Source organism: Aquaspirillum soli (genome assembly GCF_054781915.1).
Genome location: NZ_BAAGTM010000011.1, coordinates 45976 through 70610, shown reverse-complemented (window position 1 = coordinate 70610; position 24635 = coordinate 45976). Strand labels below are relative to the sequence as shown.

The window sequence follows — 24635 nt, the reverse complement described above, 5'->3', positions numbered from 1 at the left end:
GAGGTGTTCATGTCATTCATTTCCCTCATGGGCGCTTTGGAAATCGGGCTCATCTTTGCGCTTGTCGCCTTGGGTGTGTTGATTTCCTTTCGTATCCTGAATTTTCCTGATCTGACCGCTGATGGCAGCTTCCCCCTCGGAGGCGCGGTGGCGGCGACCCTTATCAGCGGCGGTCATGATCCTTGGCTGTCTTGTGCGATTGCGGCAGTTGCCGGTGCGATGTCTGGCTGGGTCACAGCGTGGCTTAATGTGCGTCTAAATATCTTGCAGCTGCTGGCCAGTATTTTGGTGATGATTGCCCTTTACTCCATCAATTTGCGAATTATGGGTGCGCCGAACGTGCCCCTGTTAGGTGAGGCGACCGTATTCACGCCATTTATTGGCGAAGGCGGTGATAGCGCCTATTGGATTCAACCAATGGTATTAGTGGCAGTGGTGATTGCGGTGAAACTTGGGCTGGATGCATTCTTTGCATCGCAATCCGGTTTGGCGCTGCGTGCCACCGGCGCCAACCCACGGATGGCACGCGCACAAGGGATTTCCACCAACCGTTACACCTTGGCAGGGATGGCACTGTCCAATGCCCTCATTGCTCTCGGTGGTGCGCTTTATGTGCAAACCCAAGGTGGGGCGGATATCTCGATGGGCGTGGGTACAATTGTGATTGGTTTGGCGGCCGTGATTATTGGTGAAACTTTAATTCCAAGCCGAAATTTATGGATCATTACGCTCGCCACGGTCTTAGGTGCCATTCTCTATCGTCTGTTTATCGCCTTAGCGTTAACTGCCGATTTTATTGGCCTACAAGCCCAAGACTTGAATTTGATTACCGCCGTCTTGGTCGGCTTTGCATTGGTATTACCGATGTTAAAAGCTAAACTAAGACGTGCCAGCGGAGCGAAATAATCATGATGCACGCACAAGGTTTGACCAAGACCTTCAACCCCGGCACACCGATTGAAAACCGTGCTTTGCGGGGTTTAGATTTGCATATTGAAACCGGTCAATTTGTCACAGTGATTGGCAGTAATGGCGCGGGTAAATCCACTTTTTTGAATGCAATCAGTGGTGATTTGTTAGTCGATAGTGGTTCAATTCATATCGATTCACAAGACGTCACTCGACTGAACGCATGGCAACGCGCTGGTTTGGTGGCACGGGTGTTCCAAGACCCGATGGCAGGCACTTGTGAAGGCCTGACGATAGAAGAAAACCTCGCGCTGGCGTGGCAGCGAGGCGAAAAACGCGGCTTCGGTCGTGCGGTTCGTCCTGAATTGCGCGATATGTTCCGTGAAAAGCTGGCGCGCCTTAAGCTGGGTTTAGAAAACCGTCTCAGTGACCGCATGGGTTTGTTATCTGGTGGCCAACGACAGGCAGTGAGTTTGCTGATGGCATCGTTAAAGCCGTCGCGCATTTTATTGTTGGATGAACACACAGCGGCACTCGATCCCAAAACCGCCGGCTTTGTGTTAGAACTCACCGACCAAATCGTCGCCGAGCAAAAACTCACCGCTTTGATGGTGACCCACTCGATGCGCCAAGCCTTAGACCACGGCGAGCGCACGATTATGTTGCATCAAGGTCGTGTAGTCTTGGATGTGGCTGGCAGTGAGCGCGCCAATATGGATGTGCCCGATTTGCTTGCCATGTTCGAGCGCACGCGTGGTGAAGCCGTCAGTGATGACGCCTTATTACTCGGCTAATCACGTTTTATGCGACGGGCCAAACGCGGCCCGTCGTCGAGTTTTTCCAACTCTTGCTCCATCCCCGACAACAAAATATTCAGCGCATCGCCTGATAAAAACATCTCGTACACCGAAATTAACAACGATAGCAGCATCAAAAGCAGACTCAAACCAAAGGCGTATACCGCATAGCTATCGTGGCGGTAGTACACCAACATCATGCTCACCACACAAAGACACATGCTGGCAGTACCAACAATTTGCATGTTTCGCACCAATAAGACACGGCGCCGTAGATTACTGATTTGTCGCAGTAAAGTTTCATCAGGGTGTTGCTGATATTCGCCATACAAATGGCGAATGACACTGGAAAGACCGAGAAAACGGTTGGTATACGCCAATAAAATCAGCGAAATGGCGGGAAACAGCAGGGCAGGGGTAGTGAGATTCATTACGGAATACCGCTCGCAACATCGAAAAACCCACAGCCTGCCACAGCCCTTAGCCGTTGCCTAGCGCCTTAATCGAGACGGAAGTTTTCCACTTCCTGTCGTAGTGCAACCGCCATCTGATCCAATTCTCGTACCGATTGCAAAGCACTGTTGGCTACCGTTTGGTTGGTATCGCTGGCGCTGGCCACTTGTTCAACATCAAGCGCAATGCGGTTCACTGCTTGGCTTTGCTCTGACAAAGCACCATTAATATCGGTTGCACTGCGGTGAGTTTCTTCCGCAGTCCGGCAGGCCTCATCCAAAATCGAACTGACATTACCTGCTGCCCCTTCGCTTTCAGCAAGACCCTCACAACCATGGGCAATCTGTTGGTGCATGGACTGGGACAACCCTTGTAGGCGATGGGTAATTTGATCAATCTCGCTGGCAGAGTGTGCCGACTTTTCAGCTAGCTTACGCACTTCATCCGCCACCACCGCAAAACCCCGTCCGGCTTCGCCTGCTCGCGCTGCCTCAATCGCTGCATTCAACGCTAATAAATTGGTTTGGTCGGCAATATCACGCACCTGCCGCGTCATATCCGAGATCGCCCCCATGCTATCAATCACCTGTGTTGCGGTGCCGGCAATTTCCTCGTTCAGCATCTTGCGCGCTTCTAATAAGCGTTGTTGCAACACCTGCGAAGTTTGCATCCCATCTAAAGTATGTTGATGGCTGACTGCGGCCGTATCGCGTAAGTGTTCAGCTAACGAGGCAGTTTCTTCGATGCTGGCGGTAATTTGTTCCAACGACGCCGAAGAAGAAGCAATCGCCCCCGATTGCTGCATAGTTGCACTGGAAAGAGATTCTGCCCCGCGCGCCAATTTACCCGACTGTTCTGCTAAGTTTTGGCTATAGCGGCGAATGCTCAACATAATGTTTTGGGTATCTGCCAATAGAGCATTAAACGCTTGGCTAACTCGGGCAATTTCATCTTTGCCTTCAACAGGTAGGCGACCTGTGAGATCTTTATTGGCACGGGCGGCATCAAGCTGTTTTGCCAAATTGGACAGTGGTAATGCCACACCACGGCTAATCCAAATTGCACACAACATAATCACCGCTCCCACGGCGATAATTTGCAGCAGATGCACCCACAATGACGACCAGAAAGCGCGCTCAACATCATCCAGATAAATACCGGTTGAAACACCCCATCCCCACGGTGCAAAACCTTGGCCATACGCCACTTTTGGCACAGGCTCTTCACTGCCAGGTTGTGGCCATAAATAGTGAACAAAACCGGGTTTATTGGCCTGAATCAAATCTCGCATTTCGACCATAAATAAACGGCCGGTGGCTGGGTCTTTTAAACCAGATAAATCTTGTCCATTCATCTCTGGTTTTATTGGATGCATCAGCATCTTTAACTGCATATCAAAAATAAAAAGATACTCTTTTCCGTCATAACGCATTGCGGAAATGGCATTTTTAGCGGCATTTTGTGCCGCTGGCAGCGACATCCGACCGGCTTTCACCTCAGCCTCGTAGTAACTTAATATGCCAATACTGGTTTCAACGATATTGCGAACTTTGTTTTGCCGTTCGTTCAACAAGGTCTCGCGCTCGGTCATCATCCCCAAGCCAGAGATGATCAACATGCCAACCAGCGCAAGCAAAAGCAATAGCAACAACTTTGCTTTGACAGAAAGTTGCGACAACATGGTGTGCCTCCTAGAGCCGATGTGTTGAGCTTACTATGGTAAAAACTCAACCATCTATTTTTATATTGAGGCAAACAGATTAGCAGCTTTATTACGCTATAACAAAAGGCAAAATGAAAAAAACTTGATGTGTATAGTGCGTTATTTATACGGTTCTCAATCGGCAATTTAACAATTAAAAGATAAAAATCACTTTTTATTAAATTTGTTAAAAATCAGGATCGATTAAAACATCGCTTCCCAATGGTGCTAAAGAGAAAAGATCGATCACATCCGCACTAGAGAGACGAATACACCCTAAAGATGTTGGTGTACCCCATTTGACATGGCTACCTGCGCCATGGATATAGATAAAGCGACGGTAACTATCGACGACTGTTCCGTCGGCAAGTTGGCCTTGGTTTAACCCCGGTTCTTGTCCACATAACCACAGAATACGGGTCAAGATCCAATCTTTTTCTGGATATTCTGCGTGCAGTTGCGGCGTATACCGCCAAGGGGTGATGGCTTGGCGAAATAAAATGGTGTCCAGTGGTGCGCCATCGCCGACTTTATCGCACACTCGATGCCAACCACGAGGCGTTTGATAAGACCCCTCTCGCTCACCCAAACCGCGTTTGGCTGTAGAGGCCAAATAACGCCGTTGCTGACGCCCGTACTCGTCATACAACACCACGGTTTGGCTTTTCACACCTACCTTCATCCACGGCACACCCGGCTGTTTTGGATTAGGAAACAGCGGAGACAGCGCAAGCTGTTGTTGTTGCAACAGATAATTGTGCACCGTATTACTGCTGGCTTGGCCGAGGGGACAGACCAGCACAGCCACCAACAGCGAGGCAGCCGTTAACCGCATAACACATCACCCTCAACAATCTGCACCGGCGTAAAACAGGGCACTTGTTCAAATAGGGCAATCACATCATCGTTGTGCATCCGGATACAGCCGTGAGATTGCGGCGTCGATAAGCTCACCGCATCCGGTGTGCCATGAATATAGATGTAGCGCGCCATGGTATCGACTTCACCAAGACGATTTTTCCCGACTTCACGACCACATAACCACAGAATGCGTGACAAAATCCAATCGCGCTCCGGTTGTGCCGCAAAGAGTGTGTCATCGCACACTTCACCTGTCCAACGCCGTCCCACTAACACCGCTGCCCGAGGCAGATGGGCGCCAATTTTGGCACGGATATAATGCTGTCCACGGGGTGTTTGATAACTGCCGCGTTGTTCCCCTGCGCCCTTTTTTGCTGTTGAAATCGGGTAGCAGGCAATCAGTGTATCGGTGCATTGATCGGATACAAATAATTGTTGTTGCTGAAGATGGATGGTAATCGCAAGCGACATCACGACCGCCGTTGGGCAAAGAATTGTTGAAGTAACTCGCGGCAAGGTGTGGCAAGGAGACCACCGCTGACAGCGGTTTGGTGATTCAATACTGACATAGCAAAAACATCACACACACTGCCTGCCGCGCCAGCGCGCTCATCATACGCCCCAAACACCACACGCTGTAAGCGCGCATGCAAAATCGCGCCAGCACACATCACACAGGGTTCCAAGGTCACATAGAGCGTGCAATCTTGTAGGCGATAATTGGCAAGTTTTTCTGCTGCACGGCGCAACGCAACAATTTCAGCATGGGCAGTGGGATCATGATGTTGACGTGGTAGATTGTGCCCCACTGCGATCAAGGTATCACCTTGCATCACCACTGCCCCCACTGGCACCTCACCGACAGCTTGTGCCAATTGTGCCTGTGCCAACGCCAACTGCATCGCTTGTTCAGCCACTGGCAGCTCATCAGGCATTAACGGGGGAAAGCCCTGTTGTACCGCTTGCCAAGCCTGCTGTTTTTCCTCGTCAGTCAGTTGTGACCAATGACAGCCCCGTTCAATCGCCATCAGTCCCCACAGCAAACGCCGGTTGACCGGAAAACGTCGCCGTTGCAAGGCCTGAAATACAGCGTGGGCAGTCAATTGTTGTAATTGGTCAGGTGAGGTAATTCCAAGTTGAGCCAACCATTGCCGCGCTTTAGGCGGAATAAGAGAAAAATCTGACATCCGCTATCGTTGCCAGCCACGCCAAATACGCCATGCCACGCCCAGTTTCACCGCCCAACCCAATGCGCGCCCCACCCGTCCCGATGGCAGGAGGGTCAATACTGCAGGCAACCACTTCGTCAGTTGGCCCCCTTGACTCAACCAGCGCCAGCCAAATTTCAACACCTCGTTTGGCCGTGAAATCTGTTGTAGTTCCCACTGAGCACGTGTACGCAGAGCTTCACCTTTAATTAGAAGCAACTCTTTTTGTAGCTGACGTTGTTGGATATGCCGTCTCATTTTTGTTTCCCAGAGAGGACATCCCAATCACGGCGCAGTTCACGCAGCGAGTCATGGAATGGCGGGGGGGAGTGGCGTAAATGGGCAGAAAGACGCTGCAATACCCACAGCGAGGATAACAGCAGACAGACAGCAACAGCAGCCAATAGCCAACCGCGCCATTCGGGTGGTAACACAGCAAATAGCGTCAGTAATACCGCTACACCCGCAAGTAAGAAACACACCAATGCCACACCGCCTAATAACATGGCATGAACCAATTGCTCTTTGTGTTCTTGCGCTTCTAAGCTGAATAATTCAGCGCGGGTGAAGAGTAGCTGAGCGAGGGTATCAAGAAAACCGCGCACCCCTCGACGGGGTGACGCGGAAGAAGAAGGATCTGTCATGCCAGCTTAACGGCGGGAAACCAACATACCCAACAAGAAACCGACCGCAGCGCCAATCCCCAACGCTTTCCAAGGATGTTCGTGTACATATTGATCGGTCGCACGGGCGGTCGCTTTGGCACGCGCCAAGGCCACTTCTTCAGCAGCAATCAAACGGTCTTTGGCAACAGACAAGTTAGCCGCCAATTTCTGTTTCAAGGCCTTCGCTTGTTCGTTGCCTTCGCCAGCGGTGGCTTGCAAAATGGTTTCAGTTTGTTGAATCACATCTTTGACTTCTGCCAACAGGTTCTGTTTTTCTGGGCTGAGGCTATTATCGGACATAGTGGTTCTCCTTATTTATTGCACGTTGACATATCAGGGAATCCTAACCTTCCTTGCACCATGCGTCAAACACTGCATTGACGTCTGACAGCATCAAGGAAAAACGGAAGTGCGTTTGCCATCAGTCAGGCAATCATTAACAGATATCGGGGAAAGAGATAAATTGACAAGACCCAACCCACAATTTCCACATTCAATTAAATTGGAATAATGCGCGATTAAACAGCAATAGGTGCCGGTAGATATTCCAGTAGATCACCACGCCGGAAAGTTGCAGAAAGTTGTTGTAGTGATACGTCTCTCTTTCCATAACAAGCCGTCAGTGCCTCTGCCACATCTTTTACCGCATTTGCATGATATTGCGTGTGTTGGTCTTCAAATTTTTTAAGAATTTGATGGAAATTGCGATGAGACACCTCTGTGAGCGAGATAGACATATCCGCCAGCAATCTGCGGCCAATCAGCATAGAAATATAGTGTGAGGCATAAGGCATATAATCGGGTGGGGTCAAAGAAGTTGGCCGTTTTCTTTCGTTCTCAACCGCCCGAAATATCAGCACGGCCAGCAGTGCTTGAGCCGCATTTAATGCCTTAAAAATGTCGTCATATAGCTTCCCAAAGTGTTCTTTACGGCGAAATTTTGCTTGGTGCGGCCGTTCCCGCCAAATTGCTAATACCGATTCGGCCACAATCGAACTGGTCACAACATTCGAGCCGCCGCCCCCTTCTTCACGCTGACGTTTGTAGGTATAGCCCAAATCGGTTATTCCGATTTCAAGTTGTTTTTGAATCTCATCATTAGAACGCAAATCACGCAGATCCACCGGATTCTGACTATTGGTGGCATAGGTAATATCTTGGATGAAATCTTTATCTGTTTCTGCCAGTTGATAGATACGCACCATGACATACGCTGATTCACCGACAAGACCAGACATTCCGCCGTGATTAAGTGTTTCCTGAATCGTTTTGCAGGTCTGACCACCGTTGATCACCTGCATATTTTTAAGCTGTACTTTGTAATCTGATTTTTGAAAGGCGTTGTAATCGAACTTATCACAAACCACAGTAATACCATTGTTATAAAAATAAAATTTATCCGAGCGAAGTGGATCACATAAGGTGTTATGAATCGCGGTGTTAACACGATTGGTGTGCAAACCCAGGTAGCGGCGGATATTTCGTTCTAACAGCCTGTCGCCATGTTCGTTAAACAGCCGATGAATCTCTTGCACCGCCACACGGCCAACGAGGACACGCATATAATTCATGTCTTCGACAATGGCTTGACCACTCAAGGTCAATGTCGTATCAACCTTTTTACTTCTTTGTAGAATATTGACGATTGAGTCGTGATTAAAGTGAATGAAATCCACTTTATCACCGTAATCTTTTTTTGCCTCATCTATCCAATGATTAGCCTGTGCTGCCCATTGCACACCGTTATTGCACAAAATAACACGCACATTAGGGATGCACGCATCACGGATAAGAGAGCGAATTTCCTCAATTTTCGGCGCTATTTTTTCATTTAGAGCCACTTTTCGGTATGGGTCAAACAATACCGATACAGTACCCACTGCCTTTTGGACGCCCGTTTCTGGAAAATTTGCCTCGCCGCTCAGGTCTTTTACTTTGTACTTTCCCTGAAATATCGTCACCAAAAACTCGCCATCTTCGACTTCACCAATATGAAGCCCATCCACACCTGCATCATTACCCCCTTCGGTCATCAATTCAGCTGCCTCATCTAAAGGCATTTCAAGACACGTTGAGATGCACAGTAAAACAAACGCTGCTGATTTTTTCTTGTTAAGGTCATGACCTTCTGGCAACCACTCGGGATGATCCTCAACAATACCGGTTACCCGCTGGTCAACGATACTGGCGTTGATATTCATCATCTTATCCTTCTAATGTTTCTCTCCAGCCATGAAGTCAGATGGACACATTGCTGTGTCCATCCGAAGGTGTCTAACGACTGTTACTCCACCGTCACCGACTTAGCGAGGTTACGTGGTTTATCGACATCAGTACCACGCGCCAGCGCAGCGTGATACGCCAGCAATTGCACCGGAATCGCATGCACCACCGGCGACAACACCCCCACATGACGCGGTGTGCGAATCACATGCACCCCTTCAGAATCATGGAAATGGCTGTCTAAATCGGCAAAGACAAATAGCTCACCACCTCGGGCGCGCACTTCTTGCATGTTCGACTTCACTTTTTCCAGCAAACTGTCATTCGGGGCAATCACCACCACCGGCATATCCTCATCCACCAGCGCCAATGGGCCATGCTTCAACTCACCCGCAGGGTAGGCTTCGGCATGAATGTAGGTGATTTCCTTCAGCTTTAACGCCCCCTCCAGCGCAATCGGATAATGCACACCACGTCCCAAAAATAAAGCGTGATGGCGCTTGGCAAATTGTTCAGCCCACAAGGTAATCTGCGGTTCGAGGTTGAGCGCATGTTGCACACTGCCGGGCAAATGGCGCAGGGCATCTAAATAACGGGTTTCCGTGGCCTCATCTAAGCGTTGCCGTTGTTTTGCCAAAGTAACAGCCAAACTAAACAGCGCCAGCAATTGGGTCGTAAAAGCCTTGGTCGAAGCCACACCAATTTCTGCACCCGCACGGGTATAAAACACCAGATCAGAAGCACGAGGAATCGCGCTGCCCATTACATTACAAATCGACAACGTGGTTTTATGCCCTAGTTCTTTGGCGCGTTTTAATGCCTCGGCTGTATCCAGCGTTTCGCCAGATTGCGATAACGTGACCACCAGATAATTAGGATCAGCCCAAGCATCGCGATAGCGGTACTCGCTGGCAATTTCGACATGACATGGCAGCCCCGCAATGCCCTCAATCCAATATTTGGCAGTTAAACCAGCGTAGTAGCTGGTACCACATGCCAAAATCAGCAAACCTGTCACTTCATTAAAGCGACTGGCGGCGTGTTCACCGAACAAATCGGGGGTAAAGCCTTGTTCAAGGATTTGCTCCAGCGTATCGCTCAGGGCTTTGGGCTGTTCGTGAATTTCTTTTTGCATAAAGTGGCTGTAAGGGCCAAGCTCTAACGAAGCCAGAGAGACATCCGACAACAACACCGGTCGCTCACACGGCTGATCTTGACCGTCAATCACTTGTACCGTCTGACGGCTCACGCGTGCCACATCGCCCTCTTCTAAGAACATCACACGGCGCGTCGCTGACAACACGGCGGAAACATCAGAGGCAATAAAATTCTCGCCTTCGCCTAAACCAATCAACAACGGGCACCCCATACGGGCACACGCCAATTCCTCAGGTCTATCCAGCGCCATCACACAGATGGCATAGGCGCCACTCAACTCACGGACCGCCAAACGGGTGGCTTCGAATAAGTCGGCAGTAGATTGATAGTAGTGATGAATCAGGTGAGCAATCACCTCGGTATCGGTTTGAGACGTAAATTCATAACCGAGTGCCAACAACCGTTCGCGCTGTGCTTCGTGGTTTTCAATAATGCCGTTGTGCACCACCGCAATTTGCTCGGATGAAATATGTGGGTGTGCATTCGGTTCGGTAACCCCACCATGTGTCGCCCAACGGGTATGACCAATCCCAAGGCCAGCCGCCAACTCGACCGCCTCAGCCGCCGCCTGCATTTCAGCCACACGGCCAACACGGCGCACCCGCTCTATCCCCTGTTCGGTCAATACGGCAATCCCCGCAGAATCATACCCACGGTATTCCAAACGACGTAAACCATCGATCAATAGCGGCACGATATTTCGCGCGGCAATCGCGCCAACAACACCACACATACGGCAACCTTTATCTTGAAATGGAGGAATGGCAGGTATTTTGACACTGCCGTTGCGGGAAAACGAGCCCTATCGAATCGGGTCGGCAAAGCCAGCACGGCGGGAGAGTTTGTTTGATGACAAATAAGCGAAGGTTTATTGTTTTGTTAAGTTTTAATTCTGTTAGGATAGCCGCCGTGCCGGTGGTTTTAGCGAAATTGTAGAAAAGACATGGGATATTCGGTATGAATGTAAAAGCACGGATGATTGCTTTAGTGGTACAAACGTCAATTTTGACCTTGGCCGCTTTAGTCATTGTGTTTGGCGTGATGCGCTATAGCTATCAACTTCTCGACCAACATTTAGAACAAGACGTGACCTTGGAGCGAGAGCTGAATGCTGTTTATGCCGAGGCGCTGGGTATTCGTCTTGCCATGCACGCCATGTTGCTCAATCCCAATAACCCCAATGCCCCTAGCTCGTATCAACGAGCTCGGACAGAGTTTGAAAAAGCCTCTAGCGCACTGCAACAACGTGCCCAGAATCACCCTGAACTCAGCACCATTATTCAAGCACAACAAGCTTGGTTACCGATGGCAGATGGTGTGATGCGGTTGATTCAGGCAAACGATTTAGCCGGTGGTCAAGCCGAATTCAAAAAAGAAATCCCCATTTGGCAAAAGCTCCGCAAACCCTTATTAGCGTTGTTAGAACAGCAAAAACACATTTCCGACCAAGCCCGCGCAGGGGCTTTGGCATGGGAACAAAAAGCGCAGTGGATCGCCCTCGGTACCGGTGGGCTGATTGTGTTGATTCTCACACTGTCATCTATCTGGTTTGCCCGCCGTTTAATGCTTAACCTTGGTGGAGAACTCAATTATGCGGTGCAAGTCACGCAGACAATTGCCTCGGGACGCTTGGACCAAACGATTGAGACCGATGCCGCCGCACCCAATAGCCTGTTATCTGCCATGAAAGAAATGCAACAACAACTGGCAGGGACAGTCAGCGATATTCGCAGCTATAGCGTGCAAGTGGCTGCGTCGATTGGTGAACTGCAACAAAATGAACAACAACTGGCACAGCTGGCGCTAGAACAAAGCCAAGCGGCAACGCGGATGAGCGCCACTGTCGAAGAAATGAGCCACAGTATTGGTCAGGTGGCAGAACACGCTGAGCAAGCCGACCGCATTACCAGCGAAACTGGCGTCCAAGTTCGCCGCAGTGTCGATACCATTACTGATAGCAGTAATATGATTCGACAAGTCAATGATTGCATGGAAGCGTCTGCCGCCGTGATGAGCGAATTGGGCAGCAATGCGGCCAATATTTCCAGCATTGTGAAAGTGATTCAAGAAATCGCCGAGCAAACCAATCTATTGGCCCTCAACGCCGCCATTGAAGCAGCCCGCGCCGGAGAGCAGGGGCGAGGGTTTGCCGTGGTCGCGGATGAAGTACGCAAGCTGGCCGAACGTACTGCACAATCAACACATGAAATCACCGCCATGATTGAGCGAGTGCAAAGCAGTGCAGAACAAGCGGTGAAAAATATGGAAACAGGCCGACAATTGGTAGAAAACAGCACCAATCAAGTTTCCTCCGCACAACAGGCGGTGTCGGAATTACAACAGCAAGCCCGTCAGGTACAACAAGCGGTCACCTATATCAGCCAAGCGTTGGGCGAACAACGCTCAGCCAGTGGAGATATTGCACAAAACATTCAACATATTGCTGTGATGAGTGAACAAAGCCACAGCGCCACACAGAGCACCTTACAACATGCCGACACCCTGCATGACCTTGCTTTGGCCTTAGAAAAAGCAGTTGAGCGTTTTCGGATCCACCGCTGATAGTATCACCGACAGTTAAACCACTGACAAAGCCCTCAAGCAATTGGGGGCTTTTTGTTTAGTGTTTAATGTGCTGCACCGGCTTTTTCTGGCATGGCAGAGGAATGGTGGCTGGTAATCAACCAGTTTTGGCCATCCCAGCGGTAGGTATAGCTATAACGGCCACTGACCGAGGCACCGGTTTTGCGGAAATAGAAGGTGTATAAACCGGCATCGACGGCGGTGTTGCAGCCAATTTCGATATGGCGCAGGTCAATTTTGCCGACTGGGCCATTGGCAAGAAAATGTTCAAAGTAATCTTGTTTTTCTGCTGCAGAGAGACGAGGTTTGTTTGATACCGTGGGGAGTAGGATTGAGCGTGGGGCATAGTTAGCCACCACTTGTTTGGGGTTGCCACTGAGCAAGGATTGGTTCCAGCGATCAAACAAAGCAGCAATTTCGCCTTCGCTGGTCAGTTTGCACATTTCCGTGCGGGCAAAGGTGGCATCTTGGTAAACGGGCTGGACGTAGGCAGGGCCGTAGTGATGGGAAGCAGGAGGGGTAACACAGCCGGTTAGAGCGACAACACCAGCAAGGCTCAATGGGAGCAGGGCATGTTTCATTGCAAATTCCACCTTTTATTATTTGGGACAAAGTGTGTTGTCCTAATCATGGCGGAAATCGCCCAACTTGGCACCCCTTTTTTATTGCAAATTCGGCAATTTCGCGAGAAAACACGAGATCAAAACGAGCACTTAGCAGTTTGGTACATCACTTAACCCTCATTATCCGTATGGTGCTGTCACCCCGCAGGGGCGACGCACCATGACACCATTCCAACAAACCATCTCACACTGGCTTTGGCACGTCGCCCTAACGAGTGACGTACCCTACAACATCACCCAATCCTCATGACCCGTACGGTGCCGTCACACCGAAGGGGCGACGCACCATGACATCATTCCAATAAGCTATCTCAAACCAACTTTGGTACGTCGCCCTAACGGGTGACGTACCCTACAATATGGCTCAATCCTCATGACCCGTACGGTGCTGTCACCCCACAGGGGCGACGCACCATGACATCATTCCAACAAGCCATCTCACACTAGCTTTGGTACGTCGCCCTAACGAGTGACGTACCCTACAACATCACCCAATCCTCATGACCCGTACGGTGCCGTCACCCCACAGGGGCGACGCACCATGACACCATTACAACAAACCATCTCACACTAGCCTTGGTACGTCGCCCTAACGGGTGACGTACCCTACAACATCACCCAATCCTCATGACCCGTACGGTGCCGTCACCCCGCAGGGGCGACGCACCATGACACCATTCCAATAAGCCATCTCAAACCAACTTTGGTACGTCGCCCTAACGAGTGACGTACCCTACGACACCTTCCGGTACACTTTAACAATAAAACTTGTAAGTCATATAAAAGACCATAAAATTAGCCATTCAATTTTCGATTACTATAACCATGCCTAATTACCGTCGCTTGTGGTATCCAGGTGGTACTTATTTCTTCACGGTCACGCTGCTTGAGCGACATAACAATGATCTACTGGTACGCCACATTGATGTCTTGCGCCAAGCAGTACGCGAGGTAAAACGAACACATCCGTTTACCATTCATGGCTGGGTAGTGTTGCCGGATCATTTGCATTGCGTGTTAGAGCTTCCAGAGAGTGACCATGACTTTGCGCTGCGCTGGCGGTTGATTAAGATGGTGTTTTCCAAAAGGGTGCCCAAAGGGGAGCATATATCGGCATCGCGCGCCAAGCGACAAGAGCGCGGGCTGTGGCAACGCCGTTATTGGGAACATCTGATCCGTGATGAAGCTGATTTCGCCGCACATATGGACTATGTGCATATCAACCCGCTGAAACATGGCCTAGTGGCGCGTGTTGCCGACTGGCCGTATTCGACTTTTCATAGGTTGGTGGCTGCTGGGGTTTATCCGGTGGATTGGGCTGGTGATGAGGGTTTGCTTGGTGACGCTTAATGAGTGGTACGTCGCCCTAACAGGTGACGTACCCTACAACACGCCCTAACCCTCATTATCCGTACATAAAAAAACCGCCTAACCCAGTGTCGGGCAAGGCGGTTTTAGCGTGTTTCGGTGTCTGTTTTTACCGATTAGCTGTAGTCGCTCAAAGGTGGGCAGCTACAAATCAGTTGACGGTCGCCTGCCACATCATCAATCCGATTAACGAATGGCCAGAACTTATTCTCGGCCACCCACGCCAGCGGGAATAAACCCTGCTCTCGTGGATAAACACGGTTCCACTCACCAGTGATATCAGACAAGCTATGCGGCGCATGACGCAATGGACTTTGTTCCGCTGTCCATTCCCCAGCCTCAACACGAGCAATTTCCGCCCGAATCGACAACATCGCCTCAATAAACCGATCCAGCTCCGCCTTCGATTCACTTTCTGTTGGCTCGATCATCAACGTCCCTGCCACAGGGAAGCTCATGGTTGGGGCGTGGAAACCATAATCCATCAAGCGTTTTGCCACATCCACTTCGGTCACACCGGTCGCAGCTTTCAGTGGGCGCAGATCAATAATACATTCATGCGCAACACGGCCATTTTGACCACGGTACAACACTGGGAAAGCGTCTTGCAGACGCGTAGCAATATAGTTGGCGTTGAGCAACGCCACTTGTGTTGCACGTTTCAGCCCTGCCGCGCCCATCATGGTGATATACATCCACGAAATCGGCAGAATCGAGGCTGAACCAAATGGTGCAGCAGACACCGCGCCCTGACCGGCATTATCACCACCACTGCCAGCAACAGCATGGTCTGGCAAGAACGGGGCTAAATGCGCACGCACCCCAATCGGGCCCATGCCGGGGCCACCGCCACCATGTGGAATGCAGAAGGTTTTATGCAGGTTAATGTGGCTCACATCGGCACCAATATCAGCCGGTCTCACCAGCCCCACCAACGCATTTAAGTTGGCGCCGTCCATGTAAACCTGACCACCATGCTGATGAATGATGTCGCAAATATCACGAATTGCGGCTTCAAATACCCCGTGTGTGGACGGGTAGGTAATCATCAAACATGCTAATTCCGCCGAGTATTGCTCTGCTTTGGCACGTAAATCAGCCACATCGACATTACCATTCTCATCACACGCCACCACAACCACTTTCATGCCCATCATCTGGGCAGTGGCAGGGTTGGTACCGTGCGCGGATTGTGGAATTAAGCAGATGGTGCGCTGTTGTTGACCTTGGCTATCGAGATAGCGGCGGATCGCCAACAGACCGGCGTATTCACCTTGCGCACCAGAGTTCGGCTGCATCGACACCGCAGCAAAGCCAGTCACCGCTTGCAGCTGTTGGCACAGGCCATCGATCATTTCGAGATAACCCGTGGCATGTTCGCGTGGTGCGAAGGGGTGTAGATTGGCAAATTCTGGCCAACTTACAGGCATCATTTCAGCTGCAGCATTGAGCTTCATGGTGCAACTACCCAACGCGATCATGCTGTGATCAAGTGCTAAATCACGATTTTGCAAGCGTTTCAGATAGCGCATCATCGCTGTTTCGGTGTGATGGCTGTGGAAAACGGGGTGGGTTAAATAAGCCGATTGACGCACTAAATCGGCAGGCAAAGCATCAGCCGTGCTGCTGTCTAAAGCATAAATATCGACTTCAGCACCCGTCAGGATATTGACCAAAGTGGCAACATCGTTGGCAGTCGAAGTTTCACCAAACGATACACTCACGGTATCAGCATTTAAGCGATGCAATAAATAACCCTTGGCAGTCGCTGCAGCCAAGATGCTGTCGGTGTTATCACCGGTATGCAGGCTCACCGTGTCAAAGAAATGCGCGTGCAAGACTTTCACCCCTTGCTGTTGCAACGCAGCAGCGAACAGGGCAGCCAAGCGGTGGACGCGTTGGGCAATGCGTTTGATACCTTCTGGACCATGCCACACAGCATAGAACCCAGCCAAATTGGCTAACAACACCTGTGCGGTACAAATATTGGAGTTGGCTTTTTCACGGCGGATATGTTGCTCGCGTGTTTGCAACGCCATCCGCAACGCACGTTTGCCTTTTGCGTCAACCGACACCCCAATGATACGACCCGGCATAGCGCGTTTGTATTCATCACGGGTCGCGAAGTAGGCGGCGTGAGGGCCGCCAAAGCCCATAGGAATCCCAAAGCGTTGTGTTGAACCAAGCGCAATGTCAGCACCCAATTCAGCCGGTGGCGTGAGCAAAGCAAGGGCCAATAAATCCGCTGCCACCGCCACCACACCGCCTTGTGCTTTAATCGCAGCAATGTCTTGTGACAGATTGCTGATAGCACCATCAGCAGCAGGATATTGCAGCAAGGCACCAAACACTGGCTGGGCGGTGGCTTGGCTAATATCGCCAACAATCAGCTCAAAACCATAACCAGCGGCACGGGTTTGCAACACATCAAGCGTGTGTGGAAACACACGAGCATCAACAAAAAACGCTTGGCTTTTGGATTTGCTGACGCGCTTGGCCATCGCCATTGCTTCAGCCGCCGCAGTGGCCTCATCCAATAACGAAGCATTGGCTAAATCAAAGCCAGTGAAGTCCATCACCATTTGCTGATAATTTAACAATGCCTCTAAACGGCCTTGGGCAATTTCAGCTTGATACGGGGTATAGGCGGTGTACCAACCGGGGTTTTCCAACACATTGCGCTGTAACACTGGCGGCATCAAGGTGTCGTAGTAGCCTTGACCGATCAAACTTTTAGCAACGGTATTTTTGCTGGCAATGCTTTTTAACAAAGCAAGGGCATCGGCTTCATCACGAGCCTCAGGCAGCGGTAAGGCTTCGCCAAAGCGGATTGCAGCAGGAACCGTTTGGGCTGTGAGGTCTTCTAGCGAGGCAGCACCGACAGTCGCCAACATGCTGCTGATGTCGTTTTCGTTGGGGCCAATATGGCGGCCAAGAAAAGCGTCGGAAGATTCGAGGGAGCGTAGGGAGGTCATAGTCCGGTCTCAAACAACAGAGGCAAGGCAAAAAAATAAAGCGCCTGTTGTCAAAGACAACAGACGCATCAAACAGGGCTTAGGCGCCCACTTCTGCTGCATAAGCTTGGGCATCTAACAACGTGTCCAGATCAGCAGGATTGTTCAATTTCAATTTGAAGAACCAAGCGGCACCATACGGATCGCTGTTCGCGGTTTCTGGCGCATCGACCAAGGCTTGGTTAATTTCTAACACTTCACCTGCCAACGGGCTATACACATCGGAAGCGGCTTTCACCGACTCCACCACACCAGCACCATCGCCTTCGGCTAAGTGGCTGCCGACTTCTGGCAATTCCACATACACCACGTCACCCAACAACGCTTGTGCATGATCGGTAATACCAACGGTCACCACACCATTGCCTTCGTCACGAATCCACTCATGGCTGGCCACATATTTCAATTCTGCAGGGATTTGGCTCATTGTCAGTTCTCCAAAATTTTAAGTCAGTCGTAAACAATACAGAGGGGTGAGGCGCAAGCGGATGCCCAACGCCCCACCTAGGGATAGTGAATGATCAAAGAAGGATCAAACAAATTGTCGTTTGCCGTTGCGAACGAATGGCATTTTTACCACGCGCACCGGTGTGGCAGTGCCACGCAGGTCAACGGTGGCTTGTTCGCCAATCGCAGCGGGAACGCGTGCGATAGCAATCGAGAATTTTAAAGTCGGAGAGAACGTACCGCTGGTGATGATACCGGTGCCAATACCGTCCACATTGACAGGCATGCCTTCACGCAACACCCCACGGCCTTCAAGCACTAAACCCACTTGTTTCATCGCCACACCAGCGGCTTTTTCAGCACTGATGGCAGCACGGCCAATGAAATCACGCTCGGCAGGTTCCCACGCAATGGTCCAACCCATGCCAGCTTGCAGGGGGCTAATGCTGTCGTCCATATCATGGCCATACAAGTTCATACCGGCTTCAAGGCGCAAGGTATCACGCGCACCTAAACCAATCGGTGCCACACCCACGCTCAACAAACCACGGGCAAAGGCGTCTGCTTCATGGTTCGGCACCATCAATTCCAAGCCATCTTCACCGGTGTAGCCGGTGCGGGCAATAAACCAGTCGCCAAATGGCAACCCTTGGAATACTTTCAGATTGCGGATGGCTTCTGCCCATTCCGGTTTCACTTGGCACACGCGCTCGATGGCCTCAGGCCCTTGAACAGCAATGATGGATAAATCTTGACGGTGGGTCAGGGTAACCGCACGGCCAGCACTTTGTTCGCGCATCCAAGCCAAGTCTTTATCGCGGGTGCCAGCATTGACAACCATGCGATAGCCGGTGTCGGTCAGATAGACGATCAAATCATCAATCACCCCGCCTTGTGGATTAAGCATAGCGGAATACAACGCCTTGCCCACAAAACCAAGACGCGCCACATCATTGGCTAACAAATAGCGTAACCAATCGGTGGCGTCGGCGCCGGTGATATCAACGATGGTCATGTGTGACACATCAAAGAAGCCTGCGCTTTGGCGCACGATTTCGTGCTCTTTCAATTGTGAACCGTAGTGAATAGGCATCGACCAGCCGGCAAAATCAACCAGCTTGGCGTTGAGTTCGGTATGGAGGGCGTGTAAGGCGGTGGTTTGGAGAGCTTGCGTCATCAGTGCATCCTTCAGGTGCAGAGAAACCTGTGAAATGATGCACCCCTCTGTCTTGGGCACCTGAGATTTTCCGTAGCATTTGCTCACGTGGCTACGTTAGCCCCTTCGGTGGTCGCAAACGCTGCGACGCTCTCCAGAGTGTTTGGGCATAAAGCCCGTTTTTTGCAGTCCATTTGCCTGAGCGATTGTGCGGGTGCGCTTGCGCCTTCGGCGGTGGTAGAAACCACACTCTCCTGCAAAAGCCGGCATTATGGTGTGCGATCAATGACTTGGCAAGCGGCATTCACATTGGACAGTTGCCAATGTGCCCGCGCCCATTGCCATAACTCGCTGATCTGTTGGCATTCTGGCGGTGCTAATAGCCCTAAACGTTGTAAACCTTGACGCAGTGTCTGCGCGGGTTGTGTCAAATCCAGTGGTGGAGCGAGCGTCTGTTTACTGAGTTTTTCCCCGGCCTGATTGACCAATAACGGCAGGTGGCAATAGCTTGGGGTAGGCACTTGCAGCGCCTGTTGCAAGACAATTTGTCGTGCCGTCGAATCTAATAAATCTGCCCCACGAACCACATCTGTTATGCCCTGTGCAGCATCATCCACCACCACCGCTAATTGATAGGCAAACAAACCATCAGCACGCCGCAGCACAAAATCCCCAATGTCTGCTGCAACATTTTGTTGTTGCCAACCACGCAAGCGGTCATAAAAACGATAGTCACCTGCTGGCACACGCATCCGCCAAGCACGCGCTGTTTTGCCTTGTGGTAAGCCATCTCGACATAAATTGGGATAGATCCATCCTTCCAAACCACGGCGGCCATAGGCAGCAATTTCACTGCGGCTACAGCCACAGCCATAGGCCAAACCTTGTTGCTGCAGTTGATTGAGTGCGGCTTGATAGGCCTCAAGACGGGTGTGTTGGTACAGCACGGGACCATCCCATTCAAACCCGAGTTGTTCCAAAGTGTGCAAGATGCCAGCAGCAGCGCCTGCCACTTCTCGTGGTGGGTCGATATCCTCAATCCGCAGTAACCATTCACCGCCGCGACAACGCGCTTCAAGATAACTGCCAATGGCGGTAGACAATGAACCCGCGTGTAAATGACCAGTGGGGCTGGGCGCAAAGCGTCCACGATAGGGTAGAGCAACAGCAATCATGGGCGAGAAGGTTTACCAGAAGCGATATTGATTAAAGGCAGTTGGGTATGAGGCTCTACTCGGTGGACATGAAATAGCCCTGTTTGGGTATCAAAGCTAATCCGTCGTGGATGCAAGCCGCCGAGGTCGGCATGAATCAGTTTTAAGCCAGATTCACGGACAAATTTTTGTGCAAATTCCGCATTTTTGTCACCCACTTCACAACGCAACACCCCCGGCATCATATTGCCTCCCCCAAACAGCGCCACTTCAATGCGATTGGGGTGTGCCCCTCGTTGAATCATTTCATCCATTAACATCGGCAGCGCCCATTCACCATAACGTGTTCGTATTGCCGCCGGCAATGCCCGCCCCCCTTTGGGCAATAAAAAATGATTCATTCCGGCAATTTTGGTCAGCGGGTCGCGCATACAAGCCGCCACACAAGAACCCAGCAGGGTAACTAAACATGCTGGTTGTTGGCTGATGTGATACCCCCCCGGTGGGATACAAACACGCGGTAGGGCAGGGTTAATCATGGCAGGGTAAACTCAGACGAAAACGACAACAATCATCACGGGTAGGGAGCAAACAAATTTCTCCACCAGCTTCTGTTAACACGCGCCGGACAATGGCCAGCCCTAATCCTGTCCCTTCGGAACGTGTGGTGAAGAATGGCTCAAAAATTCGCTCTGCTAGCGCGTCGGGGATGATAGGCCCTTGGTTGCTGATGGTGATGGTGAGTTGGTTGCTCTCACGTTCGGCTTGCACGCGGATTTGACTGGCTGGGGAGGCAAAATGCATGGCGTTTTCCAACACATTCAGCACAGCACCACCGAGGGCACGACTGTCAATTTGAATCACCACGTCTTGAGGCAAAAGTTGCAAGTCTAATTCCAAGCCTCGACTTTGTAACTGTGGCTGTAGGCTGCGTACGGTTTCAGTCAGAAAACGATTGGCGCTGACTGCTTCAACTTGGGAGGGGCCACCACGAACAAAGCGCAACATGTCTTGCACCAAGCCTTCTAACACCCGCAATCGTTCAGAAACTTTATCCGCAAAGCGTTGTTGTTCTTCCCTCGTGAGCCCTTCGCGCCGTAAATGTCCTGCATACAACATGGCGGTACTCAACGGCGTACGCAGTTGGTGGGCCAACGATGCAGCCATTTGCCCCATGGCAACCAATCGTTGTTGTTGTTCAATTCGTTCTTGCAAATTGTGATGACGAGTGACATCTTGAATCAACACAATTTGTCCTGCGTCCTCTGGCAGTGGGCGCTGTCTGATATCAAGTTGACGAATATCAGCTTCACCACGACAAAAAACAAAGCGATCCTCAACCGGTGTCGGTGTAAAATAAGGCTGATACGCTGCCCAAGTCGTCTGTGTGAGTGCCTCACCAAATAACTCGCGTGCCGCTGGATTCAGCCGCAGAATTTGGCCCTGAGCATCGATTTCGATGACCCCAGCGGGTAACAGTTCGAGCAATAAACTAAGCCGTGCTAATAAATCTTGATTTTCAGCGGCTTTACGCTCTAACTCTAAGTTAGCGCGGGCCAGTTCTGCCGTCAGTTCAGCAGCACGTTGTTGTAACTGTTCATAGGACTCGATTAACTCGGCTGAAACTCGATTAAAAACAGAAAAGGCCTCTTCGAGAGAATGCACTTCAGCAGGAGAGTTTGTGGGGGAATGAGACATTCACAAATCGCTTTTATGACGTTTCTTGGGATTTTGTGGTAATAATAGCGTGATGATGCATTCCGTACAGGTTTTGCGCGTTTGACTGCTAAACTGTTTTTGTTTGGCATCATGCCTGTAAATTGTTCGCGATGTCATCCTAAAATTTAATTCAACTCTGACAAAGACCCATTCAGCGGAGCCGCCTGTGTCCGACCTTCTGAAAAGAATCGACGCCCGAACCAAACTTGCGGGTACCAACAAACTGGAGATCCTTCTCTTTTCTCTCGGTATGGATCAGCGCACCGGGCGAAAAGAAATCTTCGGCATCAACGTATTTAAAGTGCGTGAAGTCATGCGTACACCAGAAATCACTACTGCACCAGAAATGCAAGCTTCTGTAGAAGGCATGGTCAGTCTACGTGGTCAACTGGTACCGGTGATCGACTTGGCAAAATACACTGGCATTATCACAGACAAACAGCCAGAAATCATGATCGTGACTGAATACAACGGTCACACGCAAGGATTTTTAGTCGAAGCCGTGGATACCATCTTGCGCCTCGACTGGTCGGCAATGCGTGTTCCCCCCGAGATGATTTCTAACCGGATGGGCGGTTTAGTCACCGCAGTCACCGAGTTGGCAGATAACTCGTTAGTGATGATGATTGATGTCGAGAAGGTGTTAGCCGAAACCACCAACATCGACGACTCATTCCAATACGTCAATATCGAGCCCATACAACAACCTTGTATGGTGTTTTATGCCGATGACTCTGCCGTTGCCCGTAAACAGATCGAAAAAACGCTGGATATGATGGGCGTGCGCCATGCTGGGGCCATCAATGGCCGTCGCGCCTGGGATGAGCTGTCACGCATGGCAACCCAATCTGATTTATCTGGTGTGCCATTACGAGACCACCTGCAATTAGTATTAACTGATGTCGAAATGCCAGAAATGGATGGCTATATTTTGACCAAGATGATCAAAAGCGACAGCCGTTTTGCTGGTATTCCCGTATTGATGCACTCATCTCTTTCTGGAACCTCAAACCAAAAACTTGGGCAGTCGGTTGGGGTGGATGCGTATGTATCCAAATTTGAACCACAGAAATTGTCGCTAAAAATCCGCGAAATGCTCAAATTGGGCTGATTGCGTGTGGCTCTCCCTCTTTACTCCGGCATAGCCAAGATGATTTAAGGTCAAGTCATTATGACAGTACAAGACGCTCCTCTTCTGGCGGATATTGATGTTCGCTCACGTATGGCAGGCTCCAATAAAATGGAGATCCTGCTGTTTTCGCTTGGCACACGTGAAATTTTTGGCATCAATGTATTCAAAGTGCGTGAAGTTTCACAAACACCTGAAATCACAAAATCACCCAACATGCCTTTTGGCGTACAAGGCGTGATTTCCTTACGCGGTAACATTATTCCGATAATCTCGCTGGCTAAGTTTATTGGTGCGGCTCAGGCAGAAACACGCACCTATAATTCGATGATTGTGACGGAATTTAACCGCAGTACACAGGCGCTATTGGTCGATTCGGTAGATCGTATTATTCGGGTCGATTGGGAAAAGATGCGGGCACCAGAAAACGTCGTCAGCAGCAGTGGCGGCAACCAAGCCATGATTACCGCGATTACCGAATTGGAAGACGGTAAGCTGGTATCGATTTTAGACGTTGAGCAAATTCTGTCTTCTGTAGTGGGCGAGTCACGGATGCCAGATATCCCACAAGCGGACTTAGCCCCCGATCAATTTGTCTTTTTTGTAGATGATTCGGTGGTAGCACGTAAAGAAATCACCAGCGTGCTCGATAAGATGCGGGTGAAATACCATCAGGCCACCAATGGTCGTGAAGCATGGGATAAATTGCAGTCTTTTGCCAACCGTCAACCAGCAGGCCAAAGCCGCTTGGCTGATACGCTCAAATTAATTTTGGTTGATGCTGAAATGCCAGAGCTAGACGGTTTTGTGCTAACGCGTAATATTAAGAGCGACCCACGCTTTGCTGGGATTCCAGTGGTGATGCACTCATCCATCTCCTCCAATGCCAATCGTGCGATGGGGGCCAGTGTTGGCGTGGATGCTTACGTGGCAAAATTTGAACCGGCGTTGTTGGCAGAGACTTTGCTTCCTTATCTACAAAGATAACAATCTTCTCAAATTGCCATAGAATACGCGGCTCATTTACAACTCTCGACCAACTAGGACATGACAAATTATGGTAGAGGCAAACAAAAATCTTCGTTTTCTCGTCGTTGATGACTTCTCGACGATGCGTCGCATCATCCGTAACCTTTTGAAAGAATTGGGTTTTACCAATGTGGATGAGGCCGAAGATGGGACTGCCGCGCTGCACAAACTCAAAACACAAGCGTATGAGTTTGTGATCTCGGACTGGAACATGCCGAACATGACAGGGATCGAACTGTTGCGTGCCGTGCGTGCAGATCCACAAATTAAACATCTGCCTTTCTTGATGATTACTGCAGAAGCTAAGCGTGAAAACATCATTGAAGCGGCAACTGCAGGTGCTAATGGTTATATCGTCAAACCATTCACCGCAGCAGTCTTGGAAGAAAAACTGGCAAAAATCTTCCAAAACTTGGCCAAACAGTGAGCTAACGCTT

The 24635-nt window shown here is 50.4% G+C and carries 24 protein-coding genes and 2 riboswitches; of the genes, 7 read left to right on the top strand and 17 right to left on the bottom strand.

Going from position 1 to position 24635, the window contains the following annotated elements; genetic code table 11:
* Positions 1-9 precede the first annotated feature (9 nt).
* Together ACYVJG_RS10145 and ACYVJG_RS10140 are read left to right on the top strand one after the other, a co-directional pair.
* Complete coding sequence (locus ACYVJG_RS10145; protein WP_022654626.1) at positions 10-906, top strand: ABC transporter permease; 897 nt, start codon at positions 10-12, stop codon at positions 904-906.
* Positions 907-908: 2 nt separating this feature from the next.
* Positions 909-1703, top strand: a complete 795-nt coding sequence (locus ACYVJG_RS10140; protein ID WP_460430952.1) for an ABC transporter ATP-binding protein — start codon at positions 909-911, stop codon at positions 1701-1703.
* Here ACYVJG_RS10140 and ACYVJG_RS10135 read toward each other — a convergent pair.
* From ACYVJG_RS10135 to glmS, 10 genes are all read right to left on the bottom strand, one after another.
* Positions 1700-2137 (bottom strand): DUF2721 domain-containing protein, encoded by a 438-nt coding sequence (locus ACYVJG_RS10135; RefSeq protein WP_022654628.1) that lies wholly within the window; start codon positions 2135-2137, stop codon positions 1700-1702. The two genes, ACYVJG_RS10140 and ACYVJG_RS10135, sit on opposite strands and share 4 nt — an antisense overlap.
* A 68-nt stretch (positions 2138-2205) precedes the next feature.
* Positions 2206-3840, bottom strand: coding sequence for a methyl-accepting chemotaxis protein (locus tag ACYVJG_RS10130; RefSeq protein ID WP_460430951.1), 1635 nt, complete (start codon positions 3838-3840; stop codon positions 2206-2208).
* Between the two features lie 208 nt (positions 3841-4048).
* Positions 4049-4696, bottom strand: a complete 648-nt coding sequence (locus ACYVJG_RS10125) for a L,D-transpeptidase family protein (protein ID WP_460430950.1) — start codon at positions 4694-4696, stop codon at positions 4049-4051.
* Positions 4687-5193, bottom strand: coding sequence for a L,D-transpeptidase family protein (locus ACYVJG_RS10120; RefSeq protein ID WP_460430949.1), 507 nt, complete (start codon positions 5191-5193; stop codon positions 4687-4689). Before ACYVJG_RS10120 ends, ACYVJG_RS10125 begins: the two co-directional genes overlap by 10 nt.
* Positions 5193-5909: a tRNA adenosine(34) deaminase TadA gene (gene tadA / locus ACYVJG_RS10115; protein ID WP_460430948.1), complete on the bottom strand. Its 717-nt coding sequence runs from the start codon at positions 5907-5909 to the stop codon at positions 5193-5195. Before tadA ends, ACYVJG_RS10120 begins: the two co-directional genes overlap by 1 nt.
* A gap of 3 nt (positions 5910-5912) precedes the next feature.
* A complete protein-coding gene (locus ACYVJG_RS10110; RefSeq protein WP_460430947.1) occupies positions 5913-6188 on the bottom strand; it encodes a hypothetical protein in 276 nt (91 codons plus the stop codon).
* Positions 6185-6574, bottom strand: a complete 390-nt coding sequence (locus tag ACYVJG_RS10105) for a phage holin family protein (protein WP_460430946.1) — start codon at positions 6572-6574, stop codon at positions 6185-6187. The genes ACYVJG_RS10110 and ACYVJG_RS10105 overlap by 4 nt, the downstream gene beginning before the upstream one ends.
* 6 nt (positions 6575-6580) lie before the next feature.
* On the bottom strand, positions 6581-6895 hold the full coding sequence (locus tag ACYVJG_RS10100) for an ElaB/YgaM/YqjD family protein (protein ID WP_022652705.1): 315 nt from the start codon (positions 6893-6895) through the stop codon (positions 6581-6583).
* Positions 6896-7113: 218 nt separating this feature from the next.
* Entirely contained in the window at positions 7114-8799 is a 1686-nt protein-coding gene (locus ACYVJG_RS10095; RefSeq protein WP_460430945.1) for an AIPR family protein, read from the bottom strand.
* An 80-nt stretch (positions 8800-8879) separates the two neighbouring features.
* Positions 8880-10709: a glutamine--fructose-6-phosphate transaminase (isomerizing) gene (gene glmS, locus ACYVJG_RS10090; protein ID WP_460430944.1), complete on the bottom strand. Its 1830-nt coding sequence runs from the start codon at positions 10707-10709 to the stop codon at positions 8880-8882.
* A 224-nt stretch (positions 10710-10933) separates the two neighbouring features.
* Between glmS and ACYVJG_RS10085 the strand changes: the two genes are divergently transcribed.
* On the top strand, positions 10934-12538 hold the full coding sequence (locus ACYVJG_RS10085) for a methyl-accepting chemotaxis protein (RefSeq protein WP_460430943.1): 1605 nt from the start codon (positions 10934-10936) through the stop codon (positions 12536-12538).
* A gap of 65 nt (positions 12539-12603) precedes the next feature.
* Here ACYVJG_RS10085 and ACYVJG_RS10080 read toward each other — a convergent pair whose 3' ends face one another.
* Positions 12604-13140: a DUF4440 domain-containing protein gene (locus tag ACYVJG_RS10080; RefSeq protein ID WP_460430942.1), complete on the bottom strand. Its 537-nt coding sequence runs from the start codon at positions 13138-13140 to the stop codon at positions 12604-12606.
* A gap of 867 nt (positions 13141-14007) precedes the next feature.
* Here ACYVJG_RS10080 and ACYVJG_RS10075 point away from each other — a divergent pair.
* The gene (locus tag ACYVJG_RS10075) at positions 14008-14532 is read left to right on the top strand and encodes an REP-associated tyrosine transposase (RefSeq protein ID WP_460430941.1); all 525 of its coding nucleotides are present in this window, start codon (positions 14008-14010) and stop codon (positions 14530-14532) included.
* 134 nt (positions 14533-14666) lie between these two features.
* Here ACYVJG_RS10075 and gcvP read toward each other — a convergent pair whose 3' ends face one another.
* The 6 genes from gcvP to ACYVJG_RS10045 all read right to left on the bottom strand — a co-directional run bounded on the left by gcvP (position 14667) and on the right by ACYVJG_RS10045 (position 22019).
* Positions 14667-17525: an aminomethyl-transferring glycine dehydrogenase gene (gene gcvP / locus ACYVJG_RS10070; protein WP_460430940.1), complete on the bottom strand. Its 2859-nt coding sequence runs from the start codon at positions 17523-17525 to the stop codon at positions 14667-14669.
* A gap of 79 nt (positions 17526-17604) precedes the next feature.
* Positions 17605-17991 carry a glycine cleavage system protein GcvH gene (gene gcvH / locus ACYVJG_RS10065; protein WP_460430939.1) on the bottom strand — a complete coding sequence of 129 codons (387 nt, stop codon included), beginning with the start codon at positions 17989-17991 and terminating at the stop codon, positions 17605-17607.
* Positions 17992-18096: 105 nt separating this feature from the next.
* Positions 18097-19188 (bottom strand): glycine cleavage system aminomethyltransferase GcvT, encoded by a 1092-nt coding sequence (gene gcvT, locus ACYVJG_RS10060; RefSeq protein WP_460430938.1) that lies wholly within the window; start codon positions 19186-19188, stop codon positions 18097-18099.
* 37 nt (positions 19189-19225) lie between these two features.
* A riboswitch (glycine riboswitch) is annotated at positions 19226-19335 on the bottom strand.
* An 8-nt stretch (positions 19336-19343) separates the two neighbouring features.
* Positions 19344-19434: riboswitch (glycine riboswitch) on the bottom strand.
* A 2-nt stretch (positions 19435-19436) separates the two neighbouring features.
* Positions 19437-20342: a tRNA glutamyl-Q(34) synthetase GluQRS gene (gene gluQRS, locus ACYVJG_RS10055; protein ID WP_460430937.1), complete on the bottom strand. Its 906-nt coding sequence runs from the start codon at positions 20340-20342 to the stop codon at positions 19437-19439.
* Positions 20339-20860: a chemotaxis protein CheD gene (locus tag ACYVJG_RS10050; RefSeq protein WP_460430936.1), complete on the bottom strand. Its 522-nt coding sequence runs from the start codon at positions 20858-20860 to the stop codon at positions 20339-20341. The genes gluQRS and ACYVJG_RS10050 overlap by 4 nt, the downstream gene beginning before the upstream one ends.
* A complete protein-coding gene (locus ACYVJG_RS10045; protein WP_460430935.1) occupies positions 20853-22019 on the bottom strand; it encodes a sensor histidine kinase in 1167 nt (388 codons plus the stop codon). The genes ACYVJG_RS10050 and ACYVJG_RS10045 overlap by 8 nt, the downstream gene beginning before the upstream one ends.
* A 187-nt stretch (positions 22020-22206) precedes the next feature.
* Here ACYVJG_RS10045 and ACYVJG_RS10040 point away from each other — a divergent pair, with 187 nt between their 5' ends.
* From ACYVJG_RS10040 to cheY, 3 genes are all read left to right on the top strand, one after another.
* Positions 22207-23151, top strand: a complete 945-nt coding sequence (locus tag ACYVJG_RS10040; protein ID WP_460430934.1) for a chemotaxis protein — start codon at positions 22207-22209, stop codon at positions 23149-23151.
* Positions 23152-23211: 60 nt separating this feature from the next.
* On the top strand, positions 23212-24156 hold the full coding sequence (locus ACYVJG_RS10035) for a chemotaxis protein (RefSeq protein ID WP_460430933.1): 945 nt from the start codon (positions 23212-23214) through the stop codon (positions 24154-24156).
* Positions 24157-24226: 70 nt separating this feature from the next.
* Entirely contained in the window at positions 24227-24625 is a 399-nt protein-coding gene (cheY, locus tag ACYVJG_RS10030) for a chemotaxis response regulator CheY (RefSeq protein ID WP_022652727.1), read from the top strand.
* Positions 24626-24635 lie beyond the last annotated feature (10 nt).

Excerpts from the sequence above, each read along its gene's own strand:
- gcvH (WP_460430939.1), bottom strand. The coding sequence starts at position 17,991 with ATGAGCCAAATCCCTGCAGAATTGAAATATGTGGCCAGCCATGAGTGG.
- ACYVJG_RS10105 (WP_460430946.1), bottom strand. The coding sequence starts at position 6,574 with ATGACAGATCCTTCTTCTTCCGCGTCACCCCGTCGAGGGGTGCGCGGT.
- ACYVJG_RS10145 (WP_022654626.1), top strand. The coding sequence starts at position 10 with ATGTCATTCATTTCCCTCATGGGCGCTTTGGAAATCGGGCTCATCTTT.
- glmS (WP_460430944.1), bottom strand. The coding sequence starts at position 10,709 with ATGTGTGGTGTTGTTGGCGCGATTGCCGCGCGAAATATCGTGCCGCTA.
- ACYVJG_RS10035 (WP_460430933.1), top strand. The coding sequence starts at position 23,212 with ATGACAGTACAAGACGCTCCTCTTCTGGCGGATATTGATGTTCGCTCA.
- ACYVJG_RS10075 (WP_460430941.1), top strand. The coding sequence starts at position 14,008 with ATGCCTAATTACCGTCGCTTGTGGTATCCAGGTGGTACTTATTTCTTC.
- ACYVJG_RS10050 (WP_460430936.1), bottom strand. The coding sequence starts at position 20,860 with ATGATTAACCCTGCCCTACCGCGTGTTTGTATCCCACCGGGGGGGTAT.
- ACYVJG_RS10110 (WP_460430947.1), bottom strand. The coding sequence starts at position 6,188 with ATGAGACGGCATATCCAACAACGTCAGCTACAAAAAGAGTTGCTTCTA.
- ACYVJG_RS10100 (WP_022652705.1), bottom strand. The coding sequence starts at position 6,895 with ATGTCCGATAATAGCCTCAGCCCAGAAAAACAGAACCTGTTGGCAGAA.
- ACYVJG_RS10085 (WP_460430943.1), top strand. The coding sequence starts at position 10,934 with ATGAATGTAAAAGCACGGATGATTGCTTTAGTGGTACAAACGTCAATT.
- ACYVJG_RS10130 (WP_460430951.1), bottom strand. The coding sequence starts at position 3,840 with ATGTTGTCGCAACTTTCTGTCAAAGCAAAGTTGTTGCTATTGCTTTTG.
- gluQRS (WP_460430937.1), bottom strand. The coding sequence starts at position 20,342 with ATGATTGCTGTTGCTCTACCCTATCGTGGACGCTTTGCGCCCAGCCCC.
- gcvP (WP_460430940.1), bottom strand. The coding sequence starts at position 17,525 with ATGACCTCCCTACGCTCCCTCGAATCTTCCGACGCTTTTCTTGGCCGC.
- ACYVJG_RS10120 (WP_460430949.1), bottom strand. The coding sequence starts at position 5,193 with ATGTCGCTTGCGATTACCATCCATCTTCAGCAACAACAATTATTTGTA.
- cheY (WP_022652727.1), top strand. The coding sequence starts at position 24,227 with ATGGTAGAGGCAAACAAAAATCTTCGTTTTCTCGTCGTTGATGACTTC.
- ACYVJG_RS10125 (WP_460430950.1), bottom strand. The coding sequence starts at position 4,696 with ATGCGGTTAACGGCTGCCTCGCTGTTGGTGGCTGTGCTGGTCTGTCCC.
- ACYVJG_RS10095 (WP_460430945.1), bottom strand. The coding sequence starts at position 8,799 with ATGATGAATATCAACGCCAGTATCGTTGACCAGCGGGTAACCGGTATT.
- ACYVJG_RS10080 (WP_460430942.1), bottom strand. The coding sequence starts at position 13,140 with ATGAAACATGCCCTGCTCCCATTGAGCCTTGCTGGTGTTGTCGCTCTA.
- ACYVJG_RS10135 (WP_022654628.1), bottom strand. The coding sequence starts at position 2,137 with ATGAATCTCACTACCCCTGCCCTGCTGTTTCCCGCCATTTCGCTGATT.
- ACYVJG_RS10045 (WP_460430935.1), bottom strand. The coding sequence starts at position 22,019 with ATGTCTCATTCCCCCACAAACTCTCCTGCTGAAGTGCATTCTCTCGAA.
- ACYVJG_RS10140 (WP_460430952.1), top strand. The coding sequence starts at position 909 with ATGATGCACGCACAAGGTTTGACCAAGACCTTCAACCCCGGCACACCG.
- gcvT (WP_460430938.1), bottom strand. The coding sequence starts at position 19,188 with ATGACGCAAGCTCTCCAAACCACCGCCTTACACGCCCTCCATACCGAA.
- tadA (WP_460430948.1), bottom strand. The coding sequence starts at position 5,909 with ATGTCAGATTTTTCTCTTATTCCGCCTAAAGCGCGGCAATGGTTGGCT.